Origin of the sequence: Nocardiopsis sp. LDBS0036 (assembly GCF_041228755.1) — a bacterium.
Taxonomy (GTDB): Bacteria; Actinomycetota; Actinomycetes; order Streptosporangiales; family Streptosporangiaceae; genus Nocardiopsis; species Nocardiopsis dassonvillei.
In genome coordinates, this window is the sequence record NZ_CP141103.1 from 6,092,088 (window position 1) to 6,114,645 (window position 22,558).

Below are 22,558 nucleotides of genomic sequence, written 5' to 3' on the forward strand. Positions count from 1 at the left end.
GGTCAGGCGACCTCCCGCAGCAGGTCGCGCACGCGCGCGGGCGCCTCGTGGAGTGCGAGGTGGCCCGCGCTCGCGATCGTGCGCACGTCGGTGCCCAGCAGTCTGCGCACCGCGCCGCGCAGCAGCGAGGGTGTGAAGACGCGGTCGTGGGCTCCGGTGGCCACCGTGACGGGGGTGCCCGACCAGTCCCGGAAGTCCTCGCCCCGCAGTATGCCCGGGACCGGGCTGGGGCGGCAGTGCCGCCCGACCAGGGTCGCCCACTCCGTGAGCGGGTGGGTCGCGCCGCCCGCGGCGACGGGCCCGCTGAGCAGGCCCAGGAGCCGCGAACTGGTCCGCTCACCCGGTGAGAGCCGCCAGGAGAACGTGGCGCGCAGCCTCTCGCCGTCCATGACGGGGGCGGCCAGGCCCGCCGGACCGACCAGCACGAGCCCCGCCACCAGCGGTGAGGGCATCGCCGCCAGGGCGGCCGCGGCGCCCGTCGAGTGCCCGAGCAGGATCACCGGTTCGGTGGTGACCTGGGGTAACAGCGCGTCCAGCCAGGCGCCGTAGGCGTCCGCCCGGCCGAGCAGGGGGCGCCGGGAGTCGCTCGTGCCCGGGTGTCCGGGCAGGTCGGCCAGGAGCACGGTCCGGTCGGCGCGCAGCACCCGCGCGGTCGCGACCAGGTTCGCCGACCCCAGGAGGGCCCCGGACAGCAGCAGGACGGGGGTCCCCGGCCCGCCCGGGAGGACGTGCACCCGCGTGGCGCGTCCGGCGGCGGTCACCGCCCCCGGCGAGCGCAGGTCGCGGGCGCCGCCCAGTGCGCGCTCGCACCAGGAGCGCACCGCGATCTCACCGGCGTCGGACCGGTAGATCCGGGTGAGGGACAGCGTGGACATCGTTCACCTTCTCGGGACAGGGGCGTCCCCGCCGGAGAGCCGGGACGCGGGGATGGGCGCGCGGGAACCCCGTGCGCGAGGGTCTGGCGGCACCGTTGACACCCCTGGACGGAGGCGCCTGGGCAGGCACCCCGTGCCCGGGGCCGGGCGCCCGTACGGCACAACCGCCTCCGCGTGACGTCGGACTCCCGCGAGCTGAGGCCGGTGGGCGGGTGGGCCCGTCCACCGGCTCCGCGTTCGGTGCCCGCGCACGGAAGGGCCGGTGCCCCTCGGGGGCACCGGCGCCGACAGCGGGGGTTTCAGCGCAGCGGGTCGAGCGCCTCCAGCGCGCCCGGGCGGACGCCGGTCGCGATCTGCTCGGCCAGGAGGCCGCCGGTGACCGGGCCGTGCGTGAGCCCCCACATGCCGTGGCCGCCCGCGACGAAGACGCCGGGGGTGCGGGTGGCCCCCACCAGGGGCACACCGTCGGAGGTGACCGGCCTGGGCCCCACCCAGGCGTCGGTGCGCTCCTGCCAGCGCACCCCCCTGAGGTAGGGGGTGGCCGAGCGCTCGATGGCCTCGACCCGGCGCGGGTCGAGCGCGTCGTCGGGACCCCGGAACTCCATCGTTCCGGCGACCCGCAACGCCCCCTGGTAGGGGGTGCACGCCACGCGGGCCTCCGGCAGGTAGACGGGGCCGGGCACCGGCTCGTCGGTGGGGACGGTGAAGGAGTAGCCCCTCCCGGCGCGGACCCGGGCGCGCACGCCGTGCTCGGCGGCCAGCCGGTCGAACCAGGCGCCCGTGCACACCGCGACCGCGTCGGAGCGCAGCCGCTCGCCGTCGCCGGAGACGGTGACGACCGCGCCGCCCTCCCGGTGGACGCCGACCGCCTCGAACCCGGTGCGCACCCGACCGCCGCGCTCGCGCACCGAGGCCGCCAGGTTGCGGACGAGGGCGCCGGGGTCCACGTGGCGCTGCCCGTCCAGGCGCACCGCCGCCCCCACGGCCCCCGAGGCGTGGGGGAGGACCTCGCGGACCGCCGCCCCGGTGAGGGCGGTGTGGCCGACGTCCAGCCCCGAGGCCGTGATCCGGTCCAGCTCGCGCAGGAGCGCGACGGCCGAACGCGGGGACCGGAACAGCGCGGTGACGGGCGCGGAGACCTCGGTGGTCTCCACACCGCCCTTGGCCAGGGCGTCGAAGGCGTCCAGGGCCCCGGTGTTGAGGGACAGGTTGGCGCGTACGGCCCTCTCCCAGGCGTCCCAGCGGCAGTGCGCGGCGAAGCGGGCCAGGAACAGCCACAGGTCCGGCGAGGGGGACAGCGGAACCGACAGGGGCGCGTCGCGGTCGAGCAGGGAGCGCAGGCCGTAGCGCAGCACGCCCGGCTCGTTCAGGGGGATGGCCAGGCCCGGAGAGAGCCATCCGGCGTTGCCCCAGGAGGCTCCGGAGCAGACCCCGTCCCGGTCCACGACGGTGACGCGGACGCCGCGTTCCTGGAGGAACCAGGCCGTCGACAGGCCGACCACCCCCGCGCCCACGACCAGCACGTGCTGGACCCCGCCGACACGCCCCACGTCCGCCATCGCGCCTGTTCCCCCTGTTCACCGTGTCCGTCGGTCCCCACCATGCTCGCTTTCCACCGCGGGGGCCTTGTCGGGAAGCGACAATCAGGTGTGGGGTTCCTGTGCCGACCGGACAAAGGAGGCGGCGGGATCCGCGCCCGGATCAGGGCAGGCGGGAGAGCACCTCGGCGGTGAACTCGTCCGTGCCCGCGCTGCCGCCCAGGTCGGCCGTGCGCACAGGGGAGGAGGCCAGCACGGCGCGGACCGCGTCCATGACCTGCGCGCCCGCCTCGGGGTGGCCCAGGTGGTCGAGCATCATCGACGCCGACCAGATGGCCCCCAGCGGGTTGGCCAGCCCCTTGCCCGCGATGTCGGGCGCCGAGCCGTGCACCGGCTCGAACATCGACGGGTACTCGCGCTCGGGGTTGAGGTTGGCCGACGGAGCCACCCCGATACCGCCCGCCACGGCGGCGGCCAGGTCGCTGAGGATGTCGCCGAACAGGTTCGAGCCCACGATGACGTCGAACCGCGCCGGGTCCAGGACGATCTTGGCGGCCAGGGCGTCGATGTGCTCCTGTTCCCAGGCCACCTCCGGGTGGCGCGCCGCGCGCTCGGCCACCAGCTCGTCCCAGAACGGCATGGTGTGCACGATGCCGTTGGACTTGGTGGCCGAGGTCAGCCTGCCGCCGCGCCGCCCGGCCAGGGCGAAGGCGTGGTCGAGCACCCGTTCCACGCCCATGCGGGTGAACACCGACTCCTGGAGGGCCGCCTCGTACGGGGTGCCCTCGTGGATCCGTCCGCCCACACGCGAGTACTCGCCCTCGTTGTTCTCGCGCACGACCACGAAGTCGACCTCGCCGGGCAGCGCCCGCGCGACCGGGCTGGGCACCCCCTCCAGGACGCTGATCGGCCGCAGGTTGACGTACTGGTGGAAGCCGCGGCGGATGGGGATGAGCAGCCCCCACAGCGACACGTGGTCGGGGACGCCGGGCCATCCCACGGCGCCCAGCAGGACGGCGTCGTGGTGGCGGATCCGGTCCAGGCCGTCGTCGGGCATCATGGCGCCCTCGGCCAGGTAGCGCGCGCAGGACCAGTCGAACTCGTCGTAGGAGAAGGAGAGCGCGTGGTGGGCGCCGATCCGGTCCAGGACGGCCCGGGCGGGCGGCAGGACCTCCTTGCCGATGCCGTCACCGGGGATCGTGGCGACGCGGTAGTGCTTCATGGCGGTGTCCTTCCGTGGGGTGTTCGGGGGCGTTCGGGCTCTGCGGGGCCCTCTTCTTCGTCCTCGTAGGGCCGGTCCGTCTCATCGCGTTGGGGCCGACGGGGCCCGGGCCCCGTCGAGGAGGGCCCGGCCGGGGGGCGGGGAGCCGCGCTCGGACGTCGGCCGGGACCACGCGGTGCCCCCGCGGGGCAGGGGGGACGCGGGAACCGCGCCCGGGGCGTGCTCAGGGCGCGGAGCCCCCGCCCAGGAACGCGCGCAGGTGCCGCGCCGTGGCCTCGGGCGCCTCCTCGGGCACGTAGTGGTCGCAGTCCAGCGCGTGGCCGCGCACGTCGCGGGCGTATCCGCTCCAGGCGTCCGGCACGTCGTAGTGGCGGCCCACGAAGCTGTGCCGTCCCCACAACAGCAGGACAGGGCACTCCAGGCGGCGCCCGGCGTCGGCCCGGTCGTGCTCCAGGTCGATCGAGGCCGCCGCCCGGTAGTCCTCGCAGGAGGCGTGGATCGCGGCCGGGTCGCGGAAGCAGCGCACGTACTCGTCCACGGCGGCGGGTGCGAAGGGGGTGCCGCCGTGGTGGCGGGCGTTCATGCGGGTGCGGACCCAGAAGTCCGGGTCCTGCCCGATGAGGTGCTCGGGGATGCCGTTGCCCGCAGCCAGGAAGAACCAGTGGTGGTACCCGAGGGCGAACTCGGCGTCGGCGTGCTCGAAGGCGTACCGGGTCGGCACGATGTCCAGCGCGCACAGCGCCGTCACCGCCTCCGGGTGGTCCAGGGCGAGGCGGTGGCCGACTCGGCCGCCGCGGTCGTGGCCCGCCACGGCGAAGGAGTCGAAGCCCAGTCCGCGCATGACGAGGTACTGGTCCCGCGCCATGGCCCGCTTGGCGTAGGGGGCGTGCCGCTCGTCGGAGGCGGGCTTGTCGCTGTCCCCGTAACCGCGCAGGTCGGTCATGACCAGCGTGAACCGGTCCGCCAGGAGCGGTGCGACGCGGTGCCAGATCAGGTGCGTCTGCGGGTAGCCGTGCAGCAGCAGGAGCGGGGGGCCGTCCCCGCCCAGACGGACGTTGACGCGCACGCCCCCGGCGTCCACGGTGCGGCGGGCGAATCCGGAGGGGAGGAGGTCGCTCATGACTGGATTCCAGCAGGCCGGGGGCGCGGGCGTCCAAGACCGGATGTCGATATCGTTGATAGGCCCGGCCTATAAGGAGGAGCGGTGGACGTCCGGCAGCTGGAGTACTTCCTGGCCGTGGTCGACCACGGCGGGGTGAACCGGGCGGCCTCGGCCCTGTACCTGTCCCAGCCGTCCCTGTCGCAGGCGGTCCGGGCCCTGGAACGCGACCTGGGCAGCGACCTCTTCCACCGCATCGGCCGCCGTGTAGTGCTGACCGGGGCGGGACGCGCGCTGGTCGAGCCCGCCCGGGAGGCGGTGCGCGCCCTGGAGCTGGCCCGCTCGGCGGTCGAGTCGGTGCGGGAGCTGCGCGGCGGACGGGTGGACGTGGCCGTGCTGCCCACCCAGGCGATCGAGCCGCTGACCGGCCTGGTGGCGGGCTTCACCCGGCGCCACCCGGAGGTGTCGGTGTCGGTCCGCAGTGCGCTGACCACGCGCGACGCCGTGGAGATGGTGCGCACCGGCGCCTGCGAACTCGGTGTGGTGGCCACCTCCGAGCCCTTCGCGCGGACGGGGGTGCGCGCCCATCCGCTGGTGCGCCAGAGCTTCGTGCTGCTCGCCCCGCCCGACGGGCCCTTCAGCGCGGGGGAACCCGTGCGCGCCCAGCGGCTGGAAGGGCAGCGGTTGATCGTGGGACAGCACGGTTCGGGCATGCGACGGTTCGTCGACGAACTGGTCGCGGGCGGCCTGGACGCCCGGGTCGCCGTGGAGAGCGAGCACCGGGTGTCCCTCCTGCCGCTGGTGCTGGGCGGGGCCGGGATCGCGGTGGTCACCGACGCCTGGCGGGACCTGGCCGAGCGGGCCGGGGCGCTGGTGCTGGACCTGGAGCCCACCGGCCACCTGTACGTGTCCCTGGTCAGCAGGAGGGGGCCGCTCACCACGGCGGCGGAGGCGTTCGTGGCCCACGCGGTGGACTGGTCCGCGGGGGCGGACCCGGGCCACGCGGGCGGACCCGGGAGCGACGTCCTCACCGGGGGTTCGGGCTGATCAGCCCTTCGGGGGCCGACGGGTTGAGGCCGCCCGGGCCGAAATCCGACGCGTCGACCCCGAAACCGTGCCGGCGCAGTACCGCCACCGCGTCGTCCAGGAACTGGCGGCCGGTGGTGAGGCCGCGATCACCCACGCTGTTCGGCCTGAGGCTGTGGCACCGCTTCCTCTCGTCGTCGTTGTGGACGAACAGGACCGCGTTCCCGGGGATGTTCACGCTCGGGCGCTCAGCCGACCATGTCGAAGGCGGAGACCACCCTGGTCGGGCGCAGCCGCACCGCGAGCTCGCCGGGCACGCCGTTGCGCCGCCCGAACTCCTCGGCCCGCTCGGGCCCCATGTAGCGGCGGGCGATCGCGGTGGCGGTGCGCACCAGCTCGTCGGGGTCCTCGGACACGACGGCCTCGCCCTGCACCTGCACGAAGGCGTACGGCGGTTCGGGCAGGTCCACGGTGAGCGCCACCCTGGGGTCGCGCGCGATGGACCGGCCCTTCGCGGTGGAGGCGCCGGTGTTGAAGACGATGTCGCCGTCCTCGACGACGAACCACACCGGTGCCGCCAGCGGCCGTCCGTCCGAGGCGGTGTAGGCGAGCATCCCGGTGCGGGTGCCCTGGAGCAGGAAGTCGCGGACCCGGGGGTCGGAGAGAGAAGTCACGGCCCCACGCTAGTGCGCGGGTCCCGGTCCCTCCAGGAGGACGCGGCGCCGGGGTGCCCGCGTGTCGGCGCGACCCCGCGTATCGGTACGATCCGCGCAACACGGACGTCCGCCGCGGGCGGTCGGACACGGGAGAGGGTTGCCATGGGCGGGGTCGTGCCGGACGACGGGACGTGGCGGATCGGCGCCCGTGAGGGCGTCGCGCTCTCGGCGCGCTGGTGGAAGTGGGTGTGGTCGGCGCCGGAGGGGTGCGATCCGGTCCGCGACGCCACCGGCGAGCACGCGGCCCGCAACCAGCCGGACGACCTGTGGTTCCTCGCCGGTACCTACGGGGGCAGGGTCGTGCGCCGGTGCGAGGTGCCCACGGGACGCCCCCTGTTCTTCCCGGTGTTCAACATGCAGTTCCCCTTCGAGTACTCCAGGGAGCCGGTGGCCATGCCGGTCGCGCGGGCCGACGCGCACCTCAACGGCGTCGCGCTGCCGCTGGAGGAGTTCCAGGGGGTGTTCCGCAGCCCCCTGTGGGTCCGCAGGCACAGCTGGGGGCTGTGGGGCGCGGTCTCGCCCCTGAGCCCCGGCGGGTACGTGCTGGAGATCAGGGCGGACGACGGGCAGGGCTTCCGGGTGGACACCACCTACCACCTGACCGTCGTCTAGACGCGCGGGACGGCGCGACGAGGGCCGCGCCACGACGGCCGGGCACGCTGCCCGCACCGTTCGGCGCGCGGATCCCCTCCGGCCCCGCACCGTTCGGCGCGCGGACCCCGCCGGGCCCATGCCGCAGGGCGGGCGGGGACAGCCCCCGTGATCTGGGCCGTTTCCGGTACCGCCGCCCGCCGGGGGTACCGGACGGCGGCGGAGAAGCGCACCAGGCCGTCGCCGGTCCCGCCGCCCGCCGGAGCGGACCTCGGTGGGCGGTCAGACACGGGACGGAACGCGGGCGTCGGCGCGGGTCGGCCCCGAGAACACCGCCTCCAGGGGCAGACCCAGCTCCTCGCCGACGGCCTCGGCGGGGGAGCCGGGCGCGGGGGCGAGTACGGGCCGCGCCGCCAGCAGGGCGCGGGCCAGGCGCTCCTGCCGGTCCAGGCGCGCCGCGGCGTCCGCCAGGGCCGCGCCCGTCACGGCGGCGCCCGGCCCGCTGGGCGCGGGGGCCGGCGCGGGGAGCGGTTCCAGGCCGGACCCGTCCGGCGAGGTGTAGCCCGTGCACCAGCGCAGCCGCCCGCCCGCCCGCGCGGGGGCGTCGGCGTGCGTGACCACCAGCGAGTCCACCCCGCCGGTGGCGGCGAGCGCGTACCGGTGCGCCACCGCGTCGAAGTGCCCGACCCGGAACGCCCCCTGCCACGGGTGCGCGCCGTTGTGCGCCTCGGCCAGTACCGCGCCCAGCTCCGGGTCCTCGGCCACGAGCGGGCCCGCGCCGTGCCGGGTGGTGTAGGTGCGCACCACACCGATCCGGCGGGCATCGCCGGGGCGCCCGGCCTCGGCCAGGAGCGCGAGCGGGTTCGCGGTGGTCGTCGTGGACCAGGTGGTGTACGGGTGGAACCCGTGCCACTCGTCCAACAGCACCCCCTGCGCCCCCTCGAACACCACGGGGGAGCGGTCGAGCAGCCGGGGCAGGTAATCCTCGTCCACCAGCCGCACCCGCCGCGCGAAGGCCAGGTAGGCCTCCACGCACTCCTCGACGTCCGGCTCGGTCTCGGGCCGGGCCCCGGCACCGCGGTTCGGGGCCGCGCTGGACCCTGCCACCGCGCCGCAGGCCGTCGTCGGCCCGGTTCCGGCCGCGGTGTCCCCGACACCGGGGTCGGGGGCCGCGCCCGGGGGCTCCAGGGCGCGGCGCACCGCGTGCAGGTGGTCGGCCAGGCGGCGCAGCTTGCGGCGCAGCGCGTCCGGCCGCGCGCAGTCGCCGGCGGTGGGCGCGTCCTCGGGGCGGGCCAGCGCGTAGGCCACGGTCTCGCCCACCCCCATCCCGCAGGAGCCGTGCCGGGCCTCGCCCCGCGCCCGCTCCCGCGCCTGGTTGGCCGCCCGGTGCCACGGCGTGCTGATCAGCGCCCGGCGGTCCACGGTGACCAGCGCGAACGGGTCGGCCACGCCGAGCGAGGCCAGGTGCCCGGCCTCGGCGGCCAGGGCGAAGGGGTCCACCACCATCAGCCGCGACAGGTGCGTGGGCACCGGGCCGCCGGGGGCCAGCGTGCCCGCGCCGAACTGGGCGAACGTGTGGTGGCGGCCGTCGGGGGTCACCACGTTGTGCGCGGCCTGGGCGCCACCGTTGGCGCGCACGACGGCGCCGAAGCGCCGCCGCGCGCACAGCAGGTCGACCGTCACGCCCTTGCCCGCGTCGCCGAACCCCAGGTCGACGACGACGGCGTTCCCGTCGGCCCACGGGGCGGTCGCGCCGGTCACAGCCGGTCCACCCCGCCCGCGTCGGCCGGGCCGCCGAGCCCGATCGGGGTGTCGGCCACGACCACGGAGCCGCGGCTCTCGGACAGCGTCCGCAGCGCCCTGCCCACCGCCTCGCCCGCGTCGGAGCCCGCCTCGGCCAGGTCGGCCAGGCCCTTCTCCAGGTCGATGGCCTCCTCGGCGAGTCCGACGGTGACCGCGATGGTCTCCGACACCGCGTCGAGGTCGTCCAGGTAGATGACGTTCTGGCCCAGCTGGGTGTCCCAGAAGCCGCGCACCTTGTCGTTGTGGTAGTGGCCGCTGCCGGTCGGCATGATGAAGTACACCTCGAAGCTGCGCCGCAGCTCGGCCAGGATCCGCGGGAAGGGGATGTCCTCGGTGAGGTCGTCGCCGATCACCTCGCGCACCTCCCGCGCCTTGACCGCCCCGTAGGCCATCTCGTCGCCGATGACGAAGAGGTGGCCGCGCCGTCCGCGCTTCTCCAGGCAGTCCATGGAGGTGTGCCTGGCCATGAAGTACATGGCCAGCTCGTAGGACTCCGTCACCTGGCCGCCACCGCCGCCCTCCAGCAGGATGTTGCCCAGGTCGTCCTCCAGTTCGTTGCCGGACTCGAACTGCCCCACCTGGAGCGGGGCCCGGTCGCACGTGGCGTCGCCGATCGCGCCGAAGAGGATCTGCGGGTCCTGCACGTACCCCTTGCGCAGCAGCAGGCCGAACAGGTCGGGCAGCTTGGTCTGCAGCACGCGCGGCACGTTGCGCATGGACCCGGTGACGTCGAAGAGCACCGAGATGGCCAGCGACTCGGGGTGTTCGGCGGAGTCGCGGCTCTCGCGCACGCCCACCCCGTGGGGGTCGAGGCTGTCGTGGACCCGCCAGGCACTGCGCGGGGTCGAGGCGAGCACGTCGTCGGTGTAGCCGAAGCTGCTGGAGCCGACGGAGGCGTTGTAGGCCTGACGCGCGTGGTAGGCGTCGGTGGACCAGTTGCTGCTTCCCATGGGGTTCTCCTCGGGAGACGGGGCGGGCGGATGGGGCCGCCGGGGTGGGGGGCGGGGGACGGTGGTCGGGGAGGGGGGTTCAGACCTCGGCGGCCGGTGCCGGGTCCGGCATGGTGAAGGGGCGGAACCGGCGCGGCCCGTAGAGGCGTTCCAGCACGTCGTCCAGTTCGCAGAGCAGGGCGAACCCGTCGCGGGGCCGCCGCTCTGGGGCGGGCAGGGTGCAGCCGCGCGCGAAGGAACGCAGCTGCGGGGGCAGGCGGCCCGCGGTGACGTACTCCACGCACCGGGTCGCCATGTGGATGTCGGTCTGGGCCAGCGCGGGGCGGCGGGCGGCCACCTCGGGCGGGTAGAAGTCCGCGCGTCCGGGCACCATCGCCGGGATGTGCGGCGCGGTGCGCGGGGCGTGCGCCGTCACCGAGTAGCACCAGTCGACCAGGACCAGGCCGTGCTCGGCCGGGTGGATCATCACGTGCTCGGGCACGACCGCGCCGTGCACGACCCCCGCCAGGGCGGCGTTGCCGACGGCGACCAGCAGCCGCCGCCACATCCACGCCGCGTCGCGCGGGTCGACGCCGTCGGGGTGGGCGCGGCGCACCTCGGCCAGCGTGTGGAAGCCGTGCAGCCGCCCCAGGACGTTGGCCCGCCGCTCCACGCCGGTGGCGGCGTCGCGGTGCTTGAAGGACTCCACCAGTTCGGGGACGAAGGCCCGGTAGCGCTCGTGGCCGTGCTCCCGGATGCGGCGCAGCGCGGTCGCCTCGGCCTCCAGCAGGTCGTTGTCGCGGGGTGCGCGGGGCAGTTTGAGCACCGCGTCGCGCCACTCCGGCGCCCGGTAGCGCACCGGGTGGAGGTCGGCGACGTCTCCGCGGGCCAGCCGCTCCCGGCCGATCCGGTAGGTGTGCGCGCCGGTGGCCAGGGTGAGGTCGTCCAGACGCAGGTCGCCCGCGGCCATCGCCCGGTACAGGTCCCACAGCTCCGAGAGCCGGGCGAAGGGGCCGGTGCCGCTTCCGGGCGGCGCCGTGTCGGGGTGCAGCGCGCGGGCCAGCTCGCGGTGGCGGGCCGTGGCCGCCGGGGGCACGCCGCCGTCCTCGGGCAGCGGGCCGAACAGTTCCACGGGGTCGCCCGCCAGGGCGACCTGGCGCTCGGCGTCCTCGAAGGCGGGGCCGGTGGCCGTCATCGGGCTCCTCTCGGGGGTCACTGCGTGCTCCGCAGCAGGGGAGGGTGCAGCAGGGCGGCGCCGCCCGCGCGGTAGAGCCGGGCACGCCGTCCGCCGCCCGCGCCGCCGCGCTCGGCGAGTTCCCCGGTGTCCTCCACGAACCCGGGGGCGGCGAGGATCTTGCGGTGGAAGTTGGCCGCGTGCAGGGACTGGCCCCACACGGCCTCGTACACCTCGCGCAGCGCCGTGATGGTGAAGGCGGGCGGCAGGAAGGCCGTGGCCAGCGGGGTGTACTCCAGCTTGGAGCGGGCGCGCTCGACGGCGTCGGCCAGGACGCGGCCGTGGTCGAAGGCCAGGTCGAGTCCGGCGCGGGCGCCGTCGCCGTGGCCGAGGTCGCGCCAGGGGATCCAGGCGGCCTCCTCGGTGTTCCGGCCGGTGTGCGGGTCGGGCAGGTCGGGGGCCAGCAGGACGTAGGCGACCGAGAAGACGCGCATGCGCGGATCCCGGTCCCGGGCGCCGTAGGTGCCCAGCTGCTCCAGGTGCAGCTCGGTGGGCAGCAGGGTCTTCTCCGAGAGCACGCGCAGGGCGGCGTCGGGCAGGTCGGGGTCGGCGGGGCCGTCCGGTCCGTCCTGGGCGCGGACGAACCCGCCCGGCAGCGCCCACCAGCCGCGCTGGGGGTGCGCGGCGCGCCGCGTCAGCAGCACGTGCGGCACGCCCGACCGGATGGTGAGGGCGACGACGTCGACGGTGACCGCGACCGGGGCGAACGCGTGCGGGTCGTAGTCGGCGAGGAACCGGCTCTCGCCCTCCTCGTCGCGCGGGTCGGCCACGTACGCCTCCAGTTGTTCTCACATCGAGTATTTCTCGAACTGAGAGCAACTTAGCACGCGTTCGGCGTCCCGTCCATCCCTTTTCTCCGAAAAGCGCGAAGGCGGCGCGCGGGCCCGGGTCGTGCGGCCGCGCCCGGTCGGGCGGCTACGCTCGCGACGGGGCGGTCCGCGGCCGCGGCGGGTTCCGGCCCGCCGGGCGCCCCCGGGGGCGGACACGCCCGGGCGGGCCGGAGGCGGACGTCGTCGCCCGCCGCTAGCATGTGGGCGAACGGACGTTCGAGAGGGCAGGGGTGAGGCGCGTGCGCGTGTTGGGGATCGACCCCGGGCTGACCCGGTGCGGTGTCGCCGCCGTCGAGGGCGCCATCGGCCGACCGCTCACCCTGCTCGGCGCCGACGCCGTGCGCACCAGCCCCGACACCGACCTGCCCCACCGGCTCGTGGGGATCGAGCGCGGCATCGAGGAGTGGCTGGACCGCTACCAGCCCGACGCCGTCGCCGTCGAGCGCGTCTTCGCCCAGCACAACCTCAGCACCGTCATGGGCACCGCCCAGGCCAGCGGCATCGCCCTGGTCTGCGCCGCCCGCCGCGGCCTGCCCGTGGCCATGCACACCCCCAGTGAGGCCAAGGCCGCCATCACCGGCAACGGCCGCGCCGACAAGGCGCAGGTCGGCACGATGGTGGCGCGTATCCTCGGACTCGACGGACCCCCCAAGCCCGCCGACGCGGCCGACGCCGTCGCCCTGGCCATCTGCCACATCTGGCGCGGCGGGGCCCAGGCCCGCGTCGCCCAGGCCCAGCAGGACTTCGCCCGCAAGGTGGAGCTGGCCCGCCGCACCCGCGGCCGCTAGCGCCCCGCCCCCAGGAAGGAGAGGGGCACCGTCCCCGGTGCCCACACCAGATGATCGCGTTCCTCACCGGCCGGGTGGCCGCACGCGGCGCGGGCACCGCCGTCATCGACGTCGGCGGGGTCGGCATGACCGTGCAGTGCACGCCCTCCGCGCTCTCGCGCCTGCACGTGGGCGAGACCGGGACCGTGGCCACCAGCCTCGTCGTGCGCGAGGAGTCCCTGACCCTGTTCGGGTTCGCCGACGACGACGAGAAGCACCTGTTCGAGCAGCTCCAGACCGCCTCCGGTGTCGGTCCCCGCCTGGCCCTGGCCATGCTCTCCGTCCACAGCCCCTCCAGCCTGCGCCACGCCGTGTCCACCGAGGACACCACCGCCCTCACCCGGGTGCCCGGCATCGGCAAGAAGGGCGCCCAGCGCATCGTCCTGGAACTGCGCGGCAAGCTCGACGCGCCCGTGCTCACCGACGGCACCCTGCCCGGGTCCGAGGCCGCCGGGACCGGCAGCGAGCCCAACGGCGCCTGGCGCGGACAGGTGGTCTCCGGCCTGGTCAACCTCGGCTGGTCGGCCAAGGACGCCGAGGCCGCCGCCTCCGCCGTGGCGGCCGAGGCCGAGCACACCGACGACGTCGCCGTCCTGCTGCGCAGCGCCCTGCGCAGGCTCAGCCGGGCCTAGGAAGGAGGAAACCCCGTGTACGACTTCCACGAGGAAGACCCCCGGGGCTCGGCCCCCGGCGGGCCCCCGCCCTACGAGCGCGACGCGGTCTCGCCCGACGCGGGCACGGACGAGCGCCAGATCGAGGGCGCCCTGCGCCCCCGCGCCCTGGACGAGTTCGTCGGCCAGGAACGCGTGCGCGAACAGCTCTCCCTGGTGCTGCACAGCGCCAAGCGGCGCAACCGGGCGCCCGACCACATCCTCATGTCCGGCGGCCCGGGCCTGGGCAAGACCACCCTGGCCATGATCATCGCCGCCGAGATGGGGGCCCCGCTGCGCATCACCTCGGGCCCGGCCATCGAGCGCTCCGGGGACCTGGCCGCGGTGCTCTCCACCCTCCAGGAGGGCGAGGTGCTCTTCCTGGACGAGATCCACCGCATGGCCCGCCCCGCCGAGGAGATGCTCTACGTCGCGATGGAGGACTTCCGGGTCGACGTCGTGGTCGGCAAGGGCCCCGGCGCCACCGCCATCCCGCTGGACATCGCGCCGTTCACCCTGGTCGGGGCCACCACCCGTGCGGGCATGCTGCCCGCGCCCCTGCGCGACCGCTTCGGATTCACCGCGCACATGGACTTCTACACCCCCCAGGAACTGGAGCTGATCCTCCAGCGCTCGGCGGGTCTGCTCGGCGCGCCCCTGGACGCGGACGCGGCCGTGGAGATCGCCGGGCGCTCGCGCGGCACCCCCCGGATCGCCAACCGGCTGCTGCGCCGGGTGCGCGACTACGCCGAGGTGCGCGGGGACGGGCGGCTGTCGCTGGACACCGCCCGCGCCGCCCTCGACCTCTACGAGGTGGACGAACTGGGCATGGACCGGCTGGACCGCGCCATCCTCGACGTGCTCATGAGGAGGTTCCGCGGCGGCCCGGTCGGCCTGTCCACGCTGGCGGTGTCGGTGGGGGAGGAGGCCGAGACGGTGGAGACCGTCGCCGAGCCCTTCCTGGTCCGCTCCGGCTTCCTGGCCCGCACCCCGCGGGGCCGGGTGGCCACCCCGCAGGCCTGGGCGCACATGGGGCTCACCCCGCCGCCGGACGCGGCCTTCGGCGCGGCGGCGGCCAACGGCGGCGGCGCCGGTAACCCCGCCCCCGCGGGCAACGCGGGTCACAACGGTGCGGCGAGTCCCTGACCAGGGCGTCTGACAGGGAGCCCCGGTCCGGGCACAATGGGTTCCGGCCGCGCGGACCGGGGGCGAACCGTTAACACTCCGATCTCATCCGGTGGGGCAGCGGTGACCCACGCCACGTAAGCTGGGACGAAACAGCCGAGACGGGGCACGACTCCGTACGTGTCGTTGGACACCGGTGGAACGAGTCGGCCCTCTGGCGCGTTGTACGTGCCGGACAGGTCCGGACCACGCGGTTCGTGCCGACGCGAAGAAGGTGGCCGTCGCGGTGTCCGATCCGACAGCCGTCGGCCACACGAAGAAACCTCAGGAAGGACGCCCCCGTGCAGGGCCTTTACCACCTCGCTGCCCAAGGAGAGCCCACGGGCGGACTCCTCGGCATGCTGTTCCCGTTCCTGCTGATCCTTCTGGTGTTCTGGCTGCTGTTCTGGCGCCCGGCCCAGAAGCGCCGCCAGCAGGAGATGCAGATGCACAACGCCCTGGTCCCCGGTGTCGAGGTGATGACCAAGGCCGGCATCTTCGCCACCGTCGTCGAGATCCACGAGCAGGACGTCCTGCTGGAGATCGCGCCCGGGACCCGCATCCGCATGCTCAAGGCCGGTGTCGGAGAGGTCGTCACCCCGGCCGCCGACGACACCCCGGTGGAGGACCGCCCCGACTTCGGCGACGACGACAAGCCCAAGGGCTAGAAGTACTTCTTCGGGCCTCCGCCCGCTTCGGCCCAGGCCCCGGCCTCCGCCCCGCGCGGTGAGCGGACGGCCCGCGCGCGTCCGACCCCGGTACCGGTCCCCCCGCGCGGGGGGACCGGTACCGCCGTGTCCGGCCCGCCGGACCCCGGACCGCCGCGGCGGCTCCCGCGAGGCCCCGCCCACGTCGGCCCCGACAACACGAGAACCCAGCAGAAGGCCCATCCCACATGCCCGACGACACCGCCACCGCGGCGCCCGTCCCCAGCCCGGAGCTCATCCGGGCGCACATCCGCGACGTCCCCGACTTCCCGAAGCCCGGCGTCCTGTTCAAGGACATCACGCCGCTGCTCAACCACCGGGAGGGCTTCGCCGCCGCCGTGGAGGGCCTCGCCGCGCCCTTCCGCGCCGCGGGGGTGGACCACGTGGTCGGACTGGAGGCGCGCGGGTTCATCTTCGGCGCCCCGGTCGCCATGGCGCTGGGGTCGGGCTTCGTCCCCGCGCGCAAAGCCGGGAAACTGCCCTCACGGACCATCGGGCAGGCCTATGATCTGGAGTACGGCACCGCGACCGTCGAGATCCACGCCGACGCGGTCTCCCCGGGCAGCCGTGTGCTGATCGTGGACGACGTCCTCGCCACCGGCGGCACCGGCAGGGCCGCGGTGGACCTGGTCCGCAAGGCGGGTGGTACGGTCGTGGGATTCTCCGTCCTGATGGAGCTCTCCGCGCTCCGGGGACGGGACAGGGTGCCCGACGTGGAGCTGCACACCCTCCTCACGGTCTGATCCGGCCGACCCGCGCCGCGGCCGACGCCCCTCCCCACGGGGAATGCGCGACGGCCCGTCATCGTTGACGTACTCCACCACCGGGGGTGAACCCCCGGTGGCCAGTGTCACACCCGCCGACGGGCGCGGCGGGAGCGGGGGAGGCCGAGGCCGTTCCCGACGGGAACGGCCCCACTAGACTGGTGGGAGAGGTACCGCGGCGGCCACGTCACGACTGGCCCTGATGACACGCACGTGCACCGGTGGAGCCGGGCGGCGCTGACGGCGCCCGCGCGACCGGACGGATCCGCGGGAGGTAGGCATGCCAAGCGAAGTGGTTTCGACCGGGGCGGTACCGACGGACGAGACGCGGCGGGGCGCCTCCCGGGAACCGCGGCCGAACGCGCCCCAGGGGCAGGCGGACGGCACCGGCGCGCGGGGCGCCACCACAAGTCCACAGGGAGACCGGCCGGAGGGCGCCGCGAACGGAGCGGCGCCCTCCGACGTCTCCGGAGCGGGGGCCACGCGGCAGCCGTCCCCCTCCACCACGCCCTCCACGGTGCGAGTACGCAGAAGGCTCGCCCGACTCGGCGCCCAGCGGGGAGTGACGATGAACCCGGTGCTCGAACCACTGATCAAGACAGTGCGGGCCACCCATCCCAAGGTGGACGTGCGGCTGGTCGAGCGCGCCTACGAGGTCGCGGCCCACCACCACCGCGACCAGAAGCGCAAGAGCGGCGACCCCTACATCACCCACCCCCTCGCCGTCGCCACGATCCTCGCCGAGCTGGGTATGCAGGAGGCCACCCTGGCCGCCGCCCTCCTGCACGACACCGTCGAGGACACCGACTACTCCCTGGGCGAGCTGCGCTCGGACTTCGGCGACGAGATCGCCGAGCTGGTCGACGGGGTCACCAAGCTCGACAAGGTCAAGTACGGCGAGGCCACCCAGGCCGAGACCGTGCGCAAGATGGTCGTGGCCATGGCCCGCGACATCCGCGTGCTGGTCATCAAGCTGTGCGACCGGCTGCACAACATGCGCACCCTGCGCTACCTGCCCTCCCGCGCCAAACGGGAGAAGAAGGCCCGCGAGACCCTGGAGATCTTCGCCCCCCTCGCCCACCGGCTGGGCATGAACACCATCAAGTGGGAGCTGGAGGACCTGGCCTTCGCCACCCTCTACCCCAAGCGCTTCGACGAGATCGCCCGCCTGGTGTCCGAGCGCGCCCCGCGCCGCGACGTCTACCTCCAGGAGGTCATCGAGGCGGTCTCGGCCGACCTGCGCGAGTCCAAGCTCAAGGCCACCGTGCGCGGGCGGCCCAAGCACTACTACTCGATCTACCAGAAGATGATCGCCCGCAACTGCGGCTTCGACGAGATCTACGACCTCATCGCCGTGCGGGTCCTGGTGGACAGCGTCCGCGACTGCTACGCGGCCCTGGGGACCATCCACGCGCGGTGGAACCCGGTGCCCGGCCGGTTCAAGGACTACATCGCGATGCCCAAGTTCAACATGTACCAGTCGCTGCACACGACGGTCATAGGGCCCTCGGGCAACCCGGTCGAGCTCCAGATCCGTACGCGCGCGATGCACCGGCGCGCCGAGTACGGCATCGCCGCGCACTGGAAGTACAAGGAGGACCGGGGCAGCGGGGGCGAGAGCAAGCCCCGGGGCAGCTCCGACATGCAGTGGCTGCGCCAGCTCATCGACTGGCAGCAGGAGACCAAGGACCCGGGCGAGTTCCTGGAGTCGCTGCGCTTCGACCTGTCGGTGCAGGAGGTGTTCGTCTTCACCCCGGGTGGCGACGTCATCTCGCTGCCCCAGGGCGCCACCGCCGTGGACTTCGCCTACGCCGTGCACACCGAGGTCGGCCACCGCACCGTGGGCGCCCGCATCAACGGCCGCTTGGTGCCGCTGGAGAACGAGCTGCACAACGGCGAGACGGTGGAGATCCTCACCTCCAAGACGCCCGACGCCGGGCCCAGCCGGGACTGGCTGAACTTCGTCAAGAGCGCCCGGGCCCGCAACAAGATCCGGCACTGGTTCACCAAGGAGCGCCGCGAGGCCGCCATCGAGCAGGGCAAGGACGAGATCGCCAAGGTCATGCGCAAGCAGGAGCTTCCGGTCAAGCGCCTGTTCAGCGGTGAGGCGATCATCGGCCTGGCCAGCGACCTGCGCTACCCGGACGTGGACTCGCTGTACGCGGCCGTGGGGGAGCGCCAGGTCAGCGCCCAGCACGTGGTCGGCAAGCTCGTCGACTCCATGGGCGGCCTGGAGAGCCACACCGAGGACATCGCCGAGTCGGCGCTGCCCACCAAGGCGGCCACCCGCCAGCGCCAGCACGGCAACCCGGGCGTGGTCGTGGAGGGCGACGCCGACGTGTGGGCGCGCCTGTCCAAGTGCTGTACCCCCGTGCCGGGCGACGAGATCGTCGGCTTCGTGACCCGGGGCAACGGGGTGTCGGTGCACCGCCGGGACTGCGTGAACACCGCGACGCTGGACACCGACCGCATGGTCAAGGTGGAGTGGTCGCCCACCGAGGACTCGATGTTCCTGGTGGCGCTGCACGTGGAGGCCCTGGACCGGTCCCGGCTGCTGTCGGACATCACGCGGGTGCTGAGCGACCAGCACGTCAACATCCTGTCCGCGACCGTCCAGACCAGCCGCGACCGCGTGGCGCAGAGCCGCTTCACCTTCGAGATGGCCGACCCCGCCCACCTGGGCAGCGTGCTGCGCGCGGTGCGGGGCGTGGACGGCGTCTACGACGTCTTCCGCGTCCGCAACTGACCCGGCCGGACGGAGGGGGAGAGGCCGCGGGCACGCAGGACGCCGCGGTCCCGTCCCGGTCCCGTGTCCGGGGCCGCGCGGCCGGGCCGGACACGGCCGGGCCCCGGACGCCCGCGCGGGGAGCCCGGAGCCCGTGCGCGCCGGTCAGATGCGGATCGTGGTCGAGCGCACGATCTCGAACACCGGGTGGCGTTCGGCCTCGGCCGCGAACGCCTCCTCGGGGGCGTCCGGCGGCGTCTCGAAGTACAGGCCCACCATGGCGGCGCGCGGGTGGTCCAGGTACTCCTTGAGCAGCGGGGCGGCCTCCTCGGCCCCCAGTTCGCGCACGCTGATCAGCTCGATCCAGCCGCCCTGGCGCAGCGTCGCGAAGCCGTCCTGACGCAGGTTGCGGACCCAGTCCACCTCCCCGTAGGGGGAGACCAGGAACCGTCCGCGGTCGCTGTCCAGCACACTGAGCGGGATGGTGCGCAGGAAGCCCGACTTGCGCCCACGCGTGGTGAGCAGGTGCAACTCGGGCAGGCACACCCCGTACTTGACGAAGCCGCTGACGACGGCGTTGGCGGTCCGCCGCAGCCCCGTCATCTCGAACCGCTTCGTCGGCTCGTTCCCCATCTCGGCAACTCCCTCGCTCGGCTGCTCCCCATTCTGGCGGCTGCGCGCGCCCGGCGGCACCGGGGGAGGCGCGCGACCCGCGGCGGACCACCGCCGACCGGCCCTGACCCGGACCGAAGAGCGGGCCCGGGGGCGGGATTCAGCGGAAGGCCGAGATCCCCGTCACCGACTGGCCGATGCTGAGCGCGTGGATCTCCTCGGTGCCCTCGTAGGTGGCGACCGTCTCCAGGTTCAGCATGTGCCGCATCACCGGGTACTCCAGGGTGATGCCGTTGGCGCCGTGCACCGAGCGCGCCGCCGCGGCCACCCGCTGGGCGGCGGCCACGCACGAGAGCTTGCCGAAGCTCACGTGGTTGTGGTGGCACCGGCCCTCGTCCTTCAGACGCCCGATCCGCAGCGCGGTCATGGCCGCCTGGTTGACGTCCACCACCATGTCGGCGAGCTTGCGCTGGGTCAGCTGGAACCCGGCGATCGGCCGGCCGAACTGCTCGCGGCTCAGCGCGTACTCCAGGGCCGCCTCGTAGCAGGCGCGCGCGGCACCGGCCGCGCCCCACACGATGCCGTAGCGGGCCTCGTTCAGGCACGACAGCGGCGAGCCCAGGCCGCGCGATCCCGGCAGCACCGCGTCGGCGGGCAGGCGCACGCCCTCCAGCACCAGTTCGGAGGTGATGGACGCGCGCAGCGACAGCTTGCGGTGGATGACGTTGGCCGAGAACCCGGGCGTGTCGGCGGGCACCACGAACCCGCGCACGCCCTCGTCGGTGGCGGCCCACACCACGGCCACGTCGGCGACCGATCCGTTGGTGATCCACATCTTGGTGCCGTCGAGCACCCAGTCCGACCCGTCCCTGCGGGCGCGGGTGCGCATAGAGCCCGGGTCGGAACCGGAGTCGGGCTCGGTCAGCCCGAAGCAGCCGATCGCCTCACCGGCGGCCATGCGCGGCAGCCACTCCTGCTTCTGCTCCTCGGAGCCGAACTTGTGGACGGCCGCCATCGCCAGCGAGCCCTGCACCGACACGAAGCTGCGCAGGCCCGAGTCCACGGCCTCCAGTTCGCGGCAGGCCAGACCGTAGGCGACCGCGCTGGAGCCGCCGCAGCCGTACCCCTCCAGGTGCATGCCCAGCACCCCGAGGGAGCCGAAGGCCCTGGCCAGCCCGCGCGGGTCGGGCAGGGTGCCCGCCTCGAACCACTCGGCCACGTTCGGCGCCAGCTCGCGCGAGGCGAAGCCGCGCACGGCGTCGCGGACGTCGCGCTCGGTGTCGGACAGGTCGGCGTCCACGGCCAGGAAGTCGTGCGGGTCCGGGGCGGCGGGCTTGCGGGAGTCGCTCATGGTGGGGTGTCCCTTCGTGGTGCTGACGGCCGGTGCGGCCGTGCGGGAGGTGGACGGCGTCCTCGGATCCGGGTGCGGGACCCGGAGGAGGGACGGGCGGTGGTCCGCGGACCGGGTGCGGAGCCCCGAACGGCCCCGGGGCGCGGCCGTGCGGACCCGGTGCGGTCCGCTGGGACCTCAGGACAGGTCGGGCTGCTGGACGGCGCCGCGCGCGACCATCGCGTCCACGTCGGCCCCGTCCACGCCGAGTTCGGCCAGGATCTGCCGGGAGTGCTGCCCCAGCAGCGGCGGCGCGCCGAGCGGCGGCGGGGTGCCCTCCAGCCGGAACCCCGCGCGGACCTGTTCGATCAGCCCGGCGGTGGGGTGCTTGACGGTGCGCAGGACGTCGTCGCCGCTGGCGTCGGCGGTGCGCAGCGCGTCGAGCACTCCGCGCACCCGTCCCACCGGTACCCCGGCTCCCACCAGCAGCTCCATCCAGTGGTCGGCGGGCCGCGAGCGCAGGGTCGCCGTCAGCTCGCCGACCAGCTCCTCCCGGTGCGCCACCCGGCCGGGGTTGGTGGCGTAGCGCGGGTCGGCGCCCAGGTCGGGGCGGTCCAGGGCCGCGCACAGCCGCTGGTACAGGGCGTCGTTCCCGGCGGCGACGACGATCTCGGCGTCCGCCGTCGCGAAGGTCTGGTAGGGCACGATCGTGGTGTGCGCGTTGCCGACCCGGGCGGGTTCGGCCCCCGTCACCAGCGCCTGCTGGGTGAGGTTGACCAGGCCGGAGAGGGTGGAGTTGATCAGCGACACGCTGATGTTCTCGCCGCGCCCGGTGACGCGGGCCCGCATGAGCGCGCCCAGGACGCCCACGGCTGCGTTGAGCCCGGTGAGCACGTCGGTCAGGGCCACGCCCACCTTGCTCGCCGGTCCCTCCGCGGGCCCCGTGGCGGCCATGAGCCCGCTCTCGGCCTGCACCACGATGTCGAAGCCGGGGCGCGTCGCGGGCTCGTGCTCGGGTCCGAACCCGCTCACCGAGCAGTACACGACGGCCGGGTTGCGGGCGCTGACGGCCTCGTAGCCGAGCCCGAGCCGGTCGATCACCCCGGGCCGGAAGTTCTGGACGACCACGTCGGAGGCCGCGCACAGCTCCCGGACCGCGGCCAGGCCCTCGGGGTCCTTCAGGTCCACGGCCAGACTGCGCTTGTTGCGGTTCACCGACAGGAAGTAGGCGGCCTCGCCGTGCCCCTCCGGTCCTGCCTCCCCGGTCCAGGGCGGGCCCCAGGAACGGGTGTCGTCGCCGCGTCCGGGCTGCTCCACCTTGACCACCTCGGCGCCCATGTCGGCGAGCAGCATGGTGGCGTAGGGGCCGGCCAGCACGCGGGACAGGTCGGCGACGCGCACGCCCGCCAGCGGCAGCGGCGCGGCCCCGGTCGCGCTCCCGGTTCCGGTCCGGGGCCCGGCGGGGGTCCCGTCCGCGCGCAGGTCGCCGGTCACGGCCGCGCCTCCTGCCCGACCCCGGGGTCCGCGGGCAACTGGTCGCCCTCCCGGAGCTGGACGTAGGTCTCCAGACAGCGGCGGAGGGCGGTGGTCAGCGCGGCGCCGGACTGGCCCGCGTACCGGGTCTGCACCCGCCGCACCAGTTCGGCGACGTCCTCGGTCACCGACTCCCCCTCGACCAGGGCGCGGAAGAAGTCCCTGGCCAGCTCGGTGAGCAGGGTGGTGTCCGCTGCGACGACGCGCCCGTCGGCGGTGTCCACGGCCAGCACGACGCCGAGCCGCTGGTACTGGGAGTGGCTCGCCACCGAGTCGGGCAGGCGGGCGTAGCCGGACACCAGGACGACCCTGGGATTGCGCAGAACCTGCTGGATACGGTCGTCGCCGTACAAGGTGCACACCTCTCGCTCACGGGCACGCGA

Annotated in this window: 22 protein-coding genes; 8 read left to right on the top strand and 14 right to left on the bottom strand. The window is 74.6% G+C overall.

The window, feature by feature from the left end:
• Positions 1-2: 2 nt before the first annotated feature.
• The 4 genes from UIS43_RS25895 to UIS43_RS25910 all read right to left on the bottom strand — a co-directional run bounded on the left by UIS43_RS25895 (position 3) and on the right by UIS43_RS25910 (position 4,755).
• Positions 3-875 (bottom strand): alpha/beta fold hydrolase, encoded by an 873-nt coding sequence (locus UIS43_RS25895; RefSeq protein ID WP_013151877.1) that lies wholly within the window; start codon positions 873-875, stop codon positions 3-5.
• A gap of 299 nt (positions 876-1,174) precedes the next feature.
• Positions 1,175-2,434: an NAD(P)/FAD-dependent oxidoreductase gene (locus UIS43_RS25900; protein WP_370011962.1), complete on the bottom strand. Its 1,260-nt coding sequence runs from the start codon at positions 2,432-2,434 to the stop codon at positions 1,175-1,177.
• A 142-nt stretch (positions 2,435-2,576) separates the two neighbouring features.
• Positions 2,577-3,635, bottom strand: a complete 1,059-nt coding sequence (locus UIS43_RS25905; protein WP_013151879.1) for a tartrate dehydrogenase — start codon at positions 3,633-3,635, stop codon at positions 2,577-2,579.
• A 223-nt stretch (positions 3,636-3,858) separates the two neighbouring features.
• Positions 3,859-4,755 carry an alpha/beta fold hydrolase gene (locus UIS43_RS25910; protein WP_013151880.1) on the bottom strand — a complete coding sequence of 299 codons (897 nt, stop codon included), beginning with the start codon at positions 4,753-4,755 and terminating at the stop codon, positions 3,859-3,861.
• An 84-nt stretch (positions 4,756-4,839) separates the two neighbouring features.
• Here UIS43_RS25910 and UIS43_RS25915 point away from each other — a divergent pair, with 84 nt between their 5' ends.
• On the top strand, positions 4,840-5,781 hold the full coding sequence (locus UIS43_RS25915) for a LysR family transcriptional regulator (RefSeq protein ID WP_370011963.1): 942 nt from the start codon (positions 4,840-4,842) through the stop codon (positions 5,779-5,781).
• On the opposite strand, the gene UIS43_RS25920 is transcribed toward UIS43_RS25915, so the two are convergent.
• Together UIS43_RS25920 and UIS43_RS25925 are read right to left on the bottom strand one after the other, a co-directional pair.
• Positions 5,762-5,998 (bottom strand): hypothetical protein, encoded by a 237-nt coding sequence (locus tag UIS43_RS25920; protein WP_370011964.1) that lies wholly within the window; start codon positions 5,996-5,998, stop codon positions 5,762-5,764. The genes UIS43_RS25915 and UIS43_RS25920 overlap by 20 nt on opposite strands.
• Before the next feature lie 10 nt (positions 5,999-6,008).
• Positions 6,009-6,434, bottom strand: a complete 426-nt coding sequence (locus UIS43_RS25925) for a PPOX class F420-dependent oxidoreductase (RefSeq protein WP_013151882.1) — start codon at positions 6,432-6,434, stop codon at positions 6,009-6,011.
• Positions 6,435-6,578: 144 nt separating this feature from the next.
• Between UIS43_RS25925 and UIS43_RS25930 the strand changes: the two genes are divergently transcribed.
• Positions 6,579-7,088 carry a hypothetical protein gene (locus tag UIS43_RS25930; RefSeq protein WP_013151883.1) on the top strand — a complete coding sequence of 170 codons (510 nt, stop codon included), beginning with the start codon at positions 6,579-6,581 and terminating at the stop codon, positions 7,086-7,088.
• 261 nt (positions 7,089-7,349) lie between these two features.
• Here the strand turns inward: UIS43_RS25930 and UIS43_RS25935 are convergent, their stop codons facing one another.
• From UIS43_RS25935 to UIS43_RS25950, 4 genes are all read right to left on the bottom strand, one after another.
• Positions 7,350-8,828, bottom strand: a complete 1,479-nt coding sequence (locus UIS43_RS25935) for an adenylosuccinate synthetase (RefSeq protein WP_013151884.1) — start codon at positions 8,826-8,828, stop codon at positions 7,350-7,352.
• Positions 8,825-9,820 (bottom strand): hypothetical protein, encoded by a 996-nt coding sequence (locus UIS43_RS25940; protein WP_358454849.1) that lies wholly within the window; start codon positions 9,818-9,820, stop codon positions 8,825-8,827. Before UIS43_RS25940 ends, UIS43_RS25935 begins: the two co-directional genes overlap by 4 nt.
• A gap of 79 nt (positions 9,821-9,899) precedes the next feature.
• Entirely contained in the window at positions 9,900-10,994 is a 1,095-nt protein-coding gene (locus tag UIS43_RS25945) for a hypothetical protein (RefSeq protein WP_013151886.1), read from the bottom strand.
• A gap of 17 nt (positions 10,995-11,011) precedes the next feature.
• The gene (locus tag UIS43_RS25950) at positions 11,012-11,803 is read right to left on the bottom strand and encodes an NUDIX domain-containing protein (protein WP_013151887.1); all 792 of its coding nucleotides are present in this window, start codon (positions 11,801-11,803) and stop codon (positions 11,012-11,014) included.
• Between the two features lie 299 nt (positions 11,804-12,102).
• Here UIS43_RS25950 and ruvC point away from each other — a divergent pair, with 299 nt between their 5' ends.
• From ruvC to UIS43_RS25980, 6 genes are all read left to right on the top strand, one after another.
• Complete coding sequence (gene ruvC, locus UIS43_RS25955; RefSeq protein ID WP_019607009.1) at positions 12,103-12,651, top strand: crossover junction endodeoxyribonuclease RuvC; 549 nt, start codon at positions 12,103-12,105, stop codon at positions 12,649-12,651.
• A gap of 50 nt (positions 12,652-12,701) precedes the next feature.
• Entirely contained in the window at positions 12,702-13,322 is a 621-nt protein-coding gene (gene ruvA / locus UIS43_RS25960; protein ID WP_013151889.1) for a Holliday junction branch migration protein RuvA, read from the top strand.
• A 15-nt stretch (positions 13,323-13,337) separates the two neighbouring features.
• Positions 13,338-14,486, top strand: coding sequence for a Holliday junction branch migration DNA helicase RuvB (gene ruvB, locus UIS43_RS25965; protein WP_117197901.1), 1,149 nt, complete (start codon positions 13,338-13,340; stop codon positions 14,484-14,486).
• A 320-nt stretch (positions 14,487-14,806) separates the two neighbouring features.
• On the top strand, positions 14,807-15,172 hold the full coding sequence (yajC, locus tag UIS43_RS25970) for a preprotein translocase subunit YajC (protein ID WP_041552341.1): 366 nt from the start codon (positions 14,807-14,809) through the stop codon (positions 15,170-15,172).
• A gap of 227 nt (positions 15,173-15,399) precedes the next feature.
• Positions 15,400-15,954, top strand: coding sequence for an adenine phosphoribosyltransferase (locus tag UIS43_RS25975; protein ID WP_013151892.1), 555 nt, complete (start codon positions 15,400-15,402; stop codon positions 15,952-15,954).
• 589 nt (positions 15,955-16,543) lie between these two features.
• Positions 16,544-18,721 carry a bifunctional (p)ppGpp synthetase/guanosine-3',5'-bis(diphosphate) 3'-pyrophosphohydrolase gene (locus tag UIS43_RS25980; protein ID WP_019607013.1) on the top strand — a complete coding sequence of 726 codons (2,178 nt, stop codon included), beginning with the start codon at positions 16,544-16,546 and terminating at the stop codon, positions 18,719-18,721.
• A gap of 144 nt (positions 18,722-18,865) precedes the next feature.
• On the opposite strand, the gene UIS43_RS25985 is transcribed toward UIS43_RS25980, so the two are convergent.
• From UIS43_RS25985 to UIS43_RS26000, 4 genes are all read right to left on the bottom strand, one after another.
• Positions 18,866-19,333, bottom strand: coding sequence for a nitroreductase/quinone reductase family protein (locus tag UIS43_RS25985; RefSeq protein ID WP_013151894.1), 468 nt, complete (start codon positions 19,331-19,333; stop codon positions 18,866-18,868).
• Between the two features lie 139 nt (positions 19,334-19,472).
• Positions 19,473-20,663, bottom strand: a complete 1,191-nt coding sequence (locus UIS43_RS25990) for an acyl-CoA dehydrogenase family protein (protein WP_013151895.1) — start codon at positions 20,661-20,663, stop codon at positions 19,473-19,475.
• 177 nt (positions 20,664-20,840) lie between these two features.
• Positions 20,841-22,136 carry a CaiB/BaiF CoA transferase family protein gene (locus tag UIS43_RS25995; protein WP_370011968.1) on the bottom strand — a complete coding sequence of 432 codons (1,296 nt, stop codon included), beginning with the start codon at positions 22,134-22,136 and terminating at the stop codon, positions 20,841-20,843.
• A complete protein-coding gene (locus tag UIS43_RS26000; RefSeq protein WP_013151897.1) occupies positions 22,133-22,528 on the bottom strand; it encodes a DUF3870 domain-containing protein in 396 nt (131 codons plus the stop codon). Before UIS43_RS26000 ends, UIS43_RS25995 begins: the two co-directional genes overlap by 4 nt.
• Between the last annotated feature and the right edge of the window lie 30 nt (positions 22,529-22,558).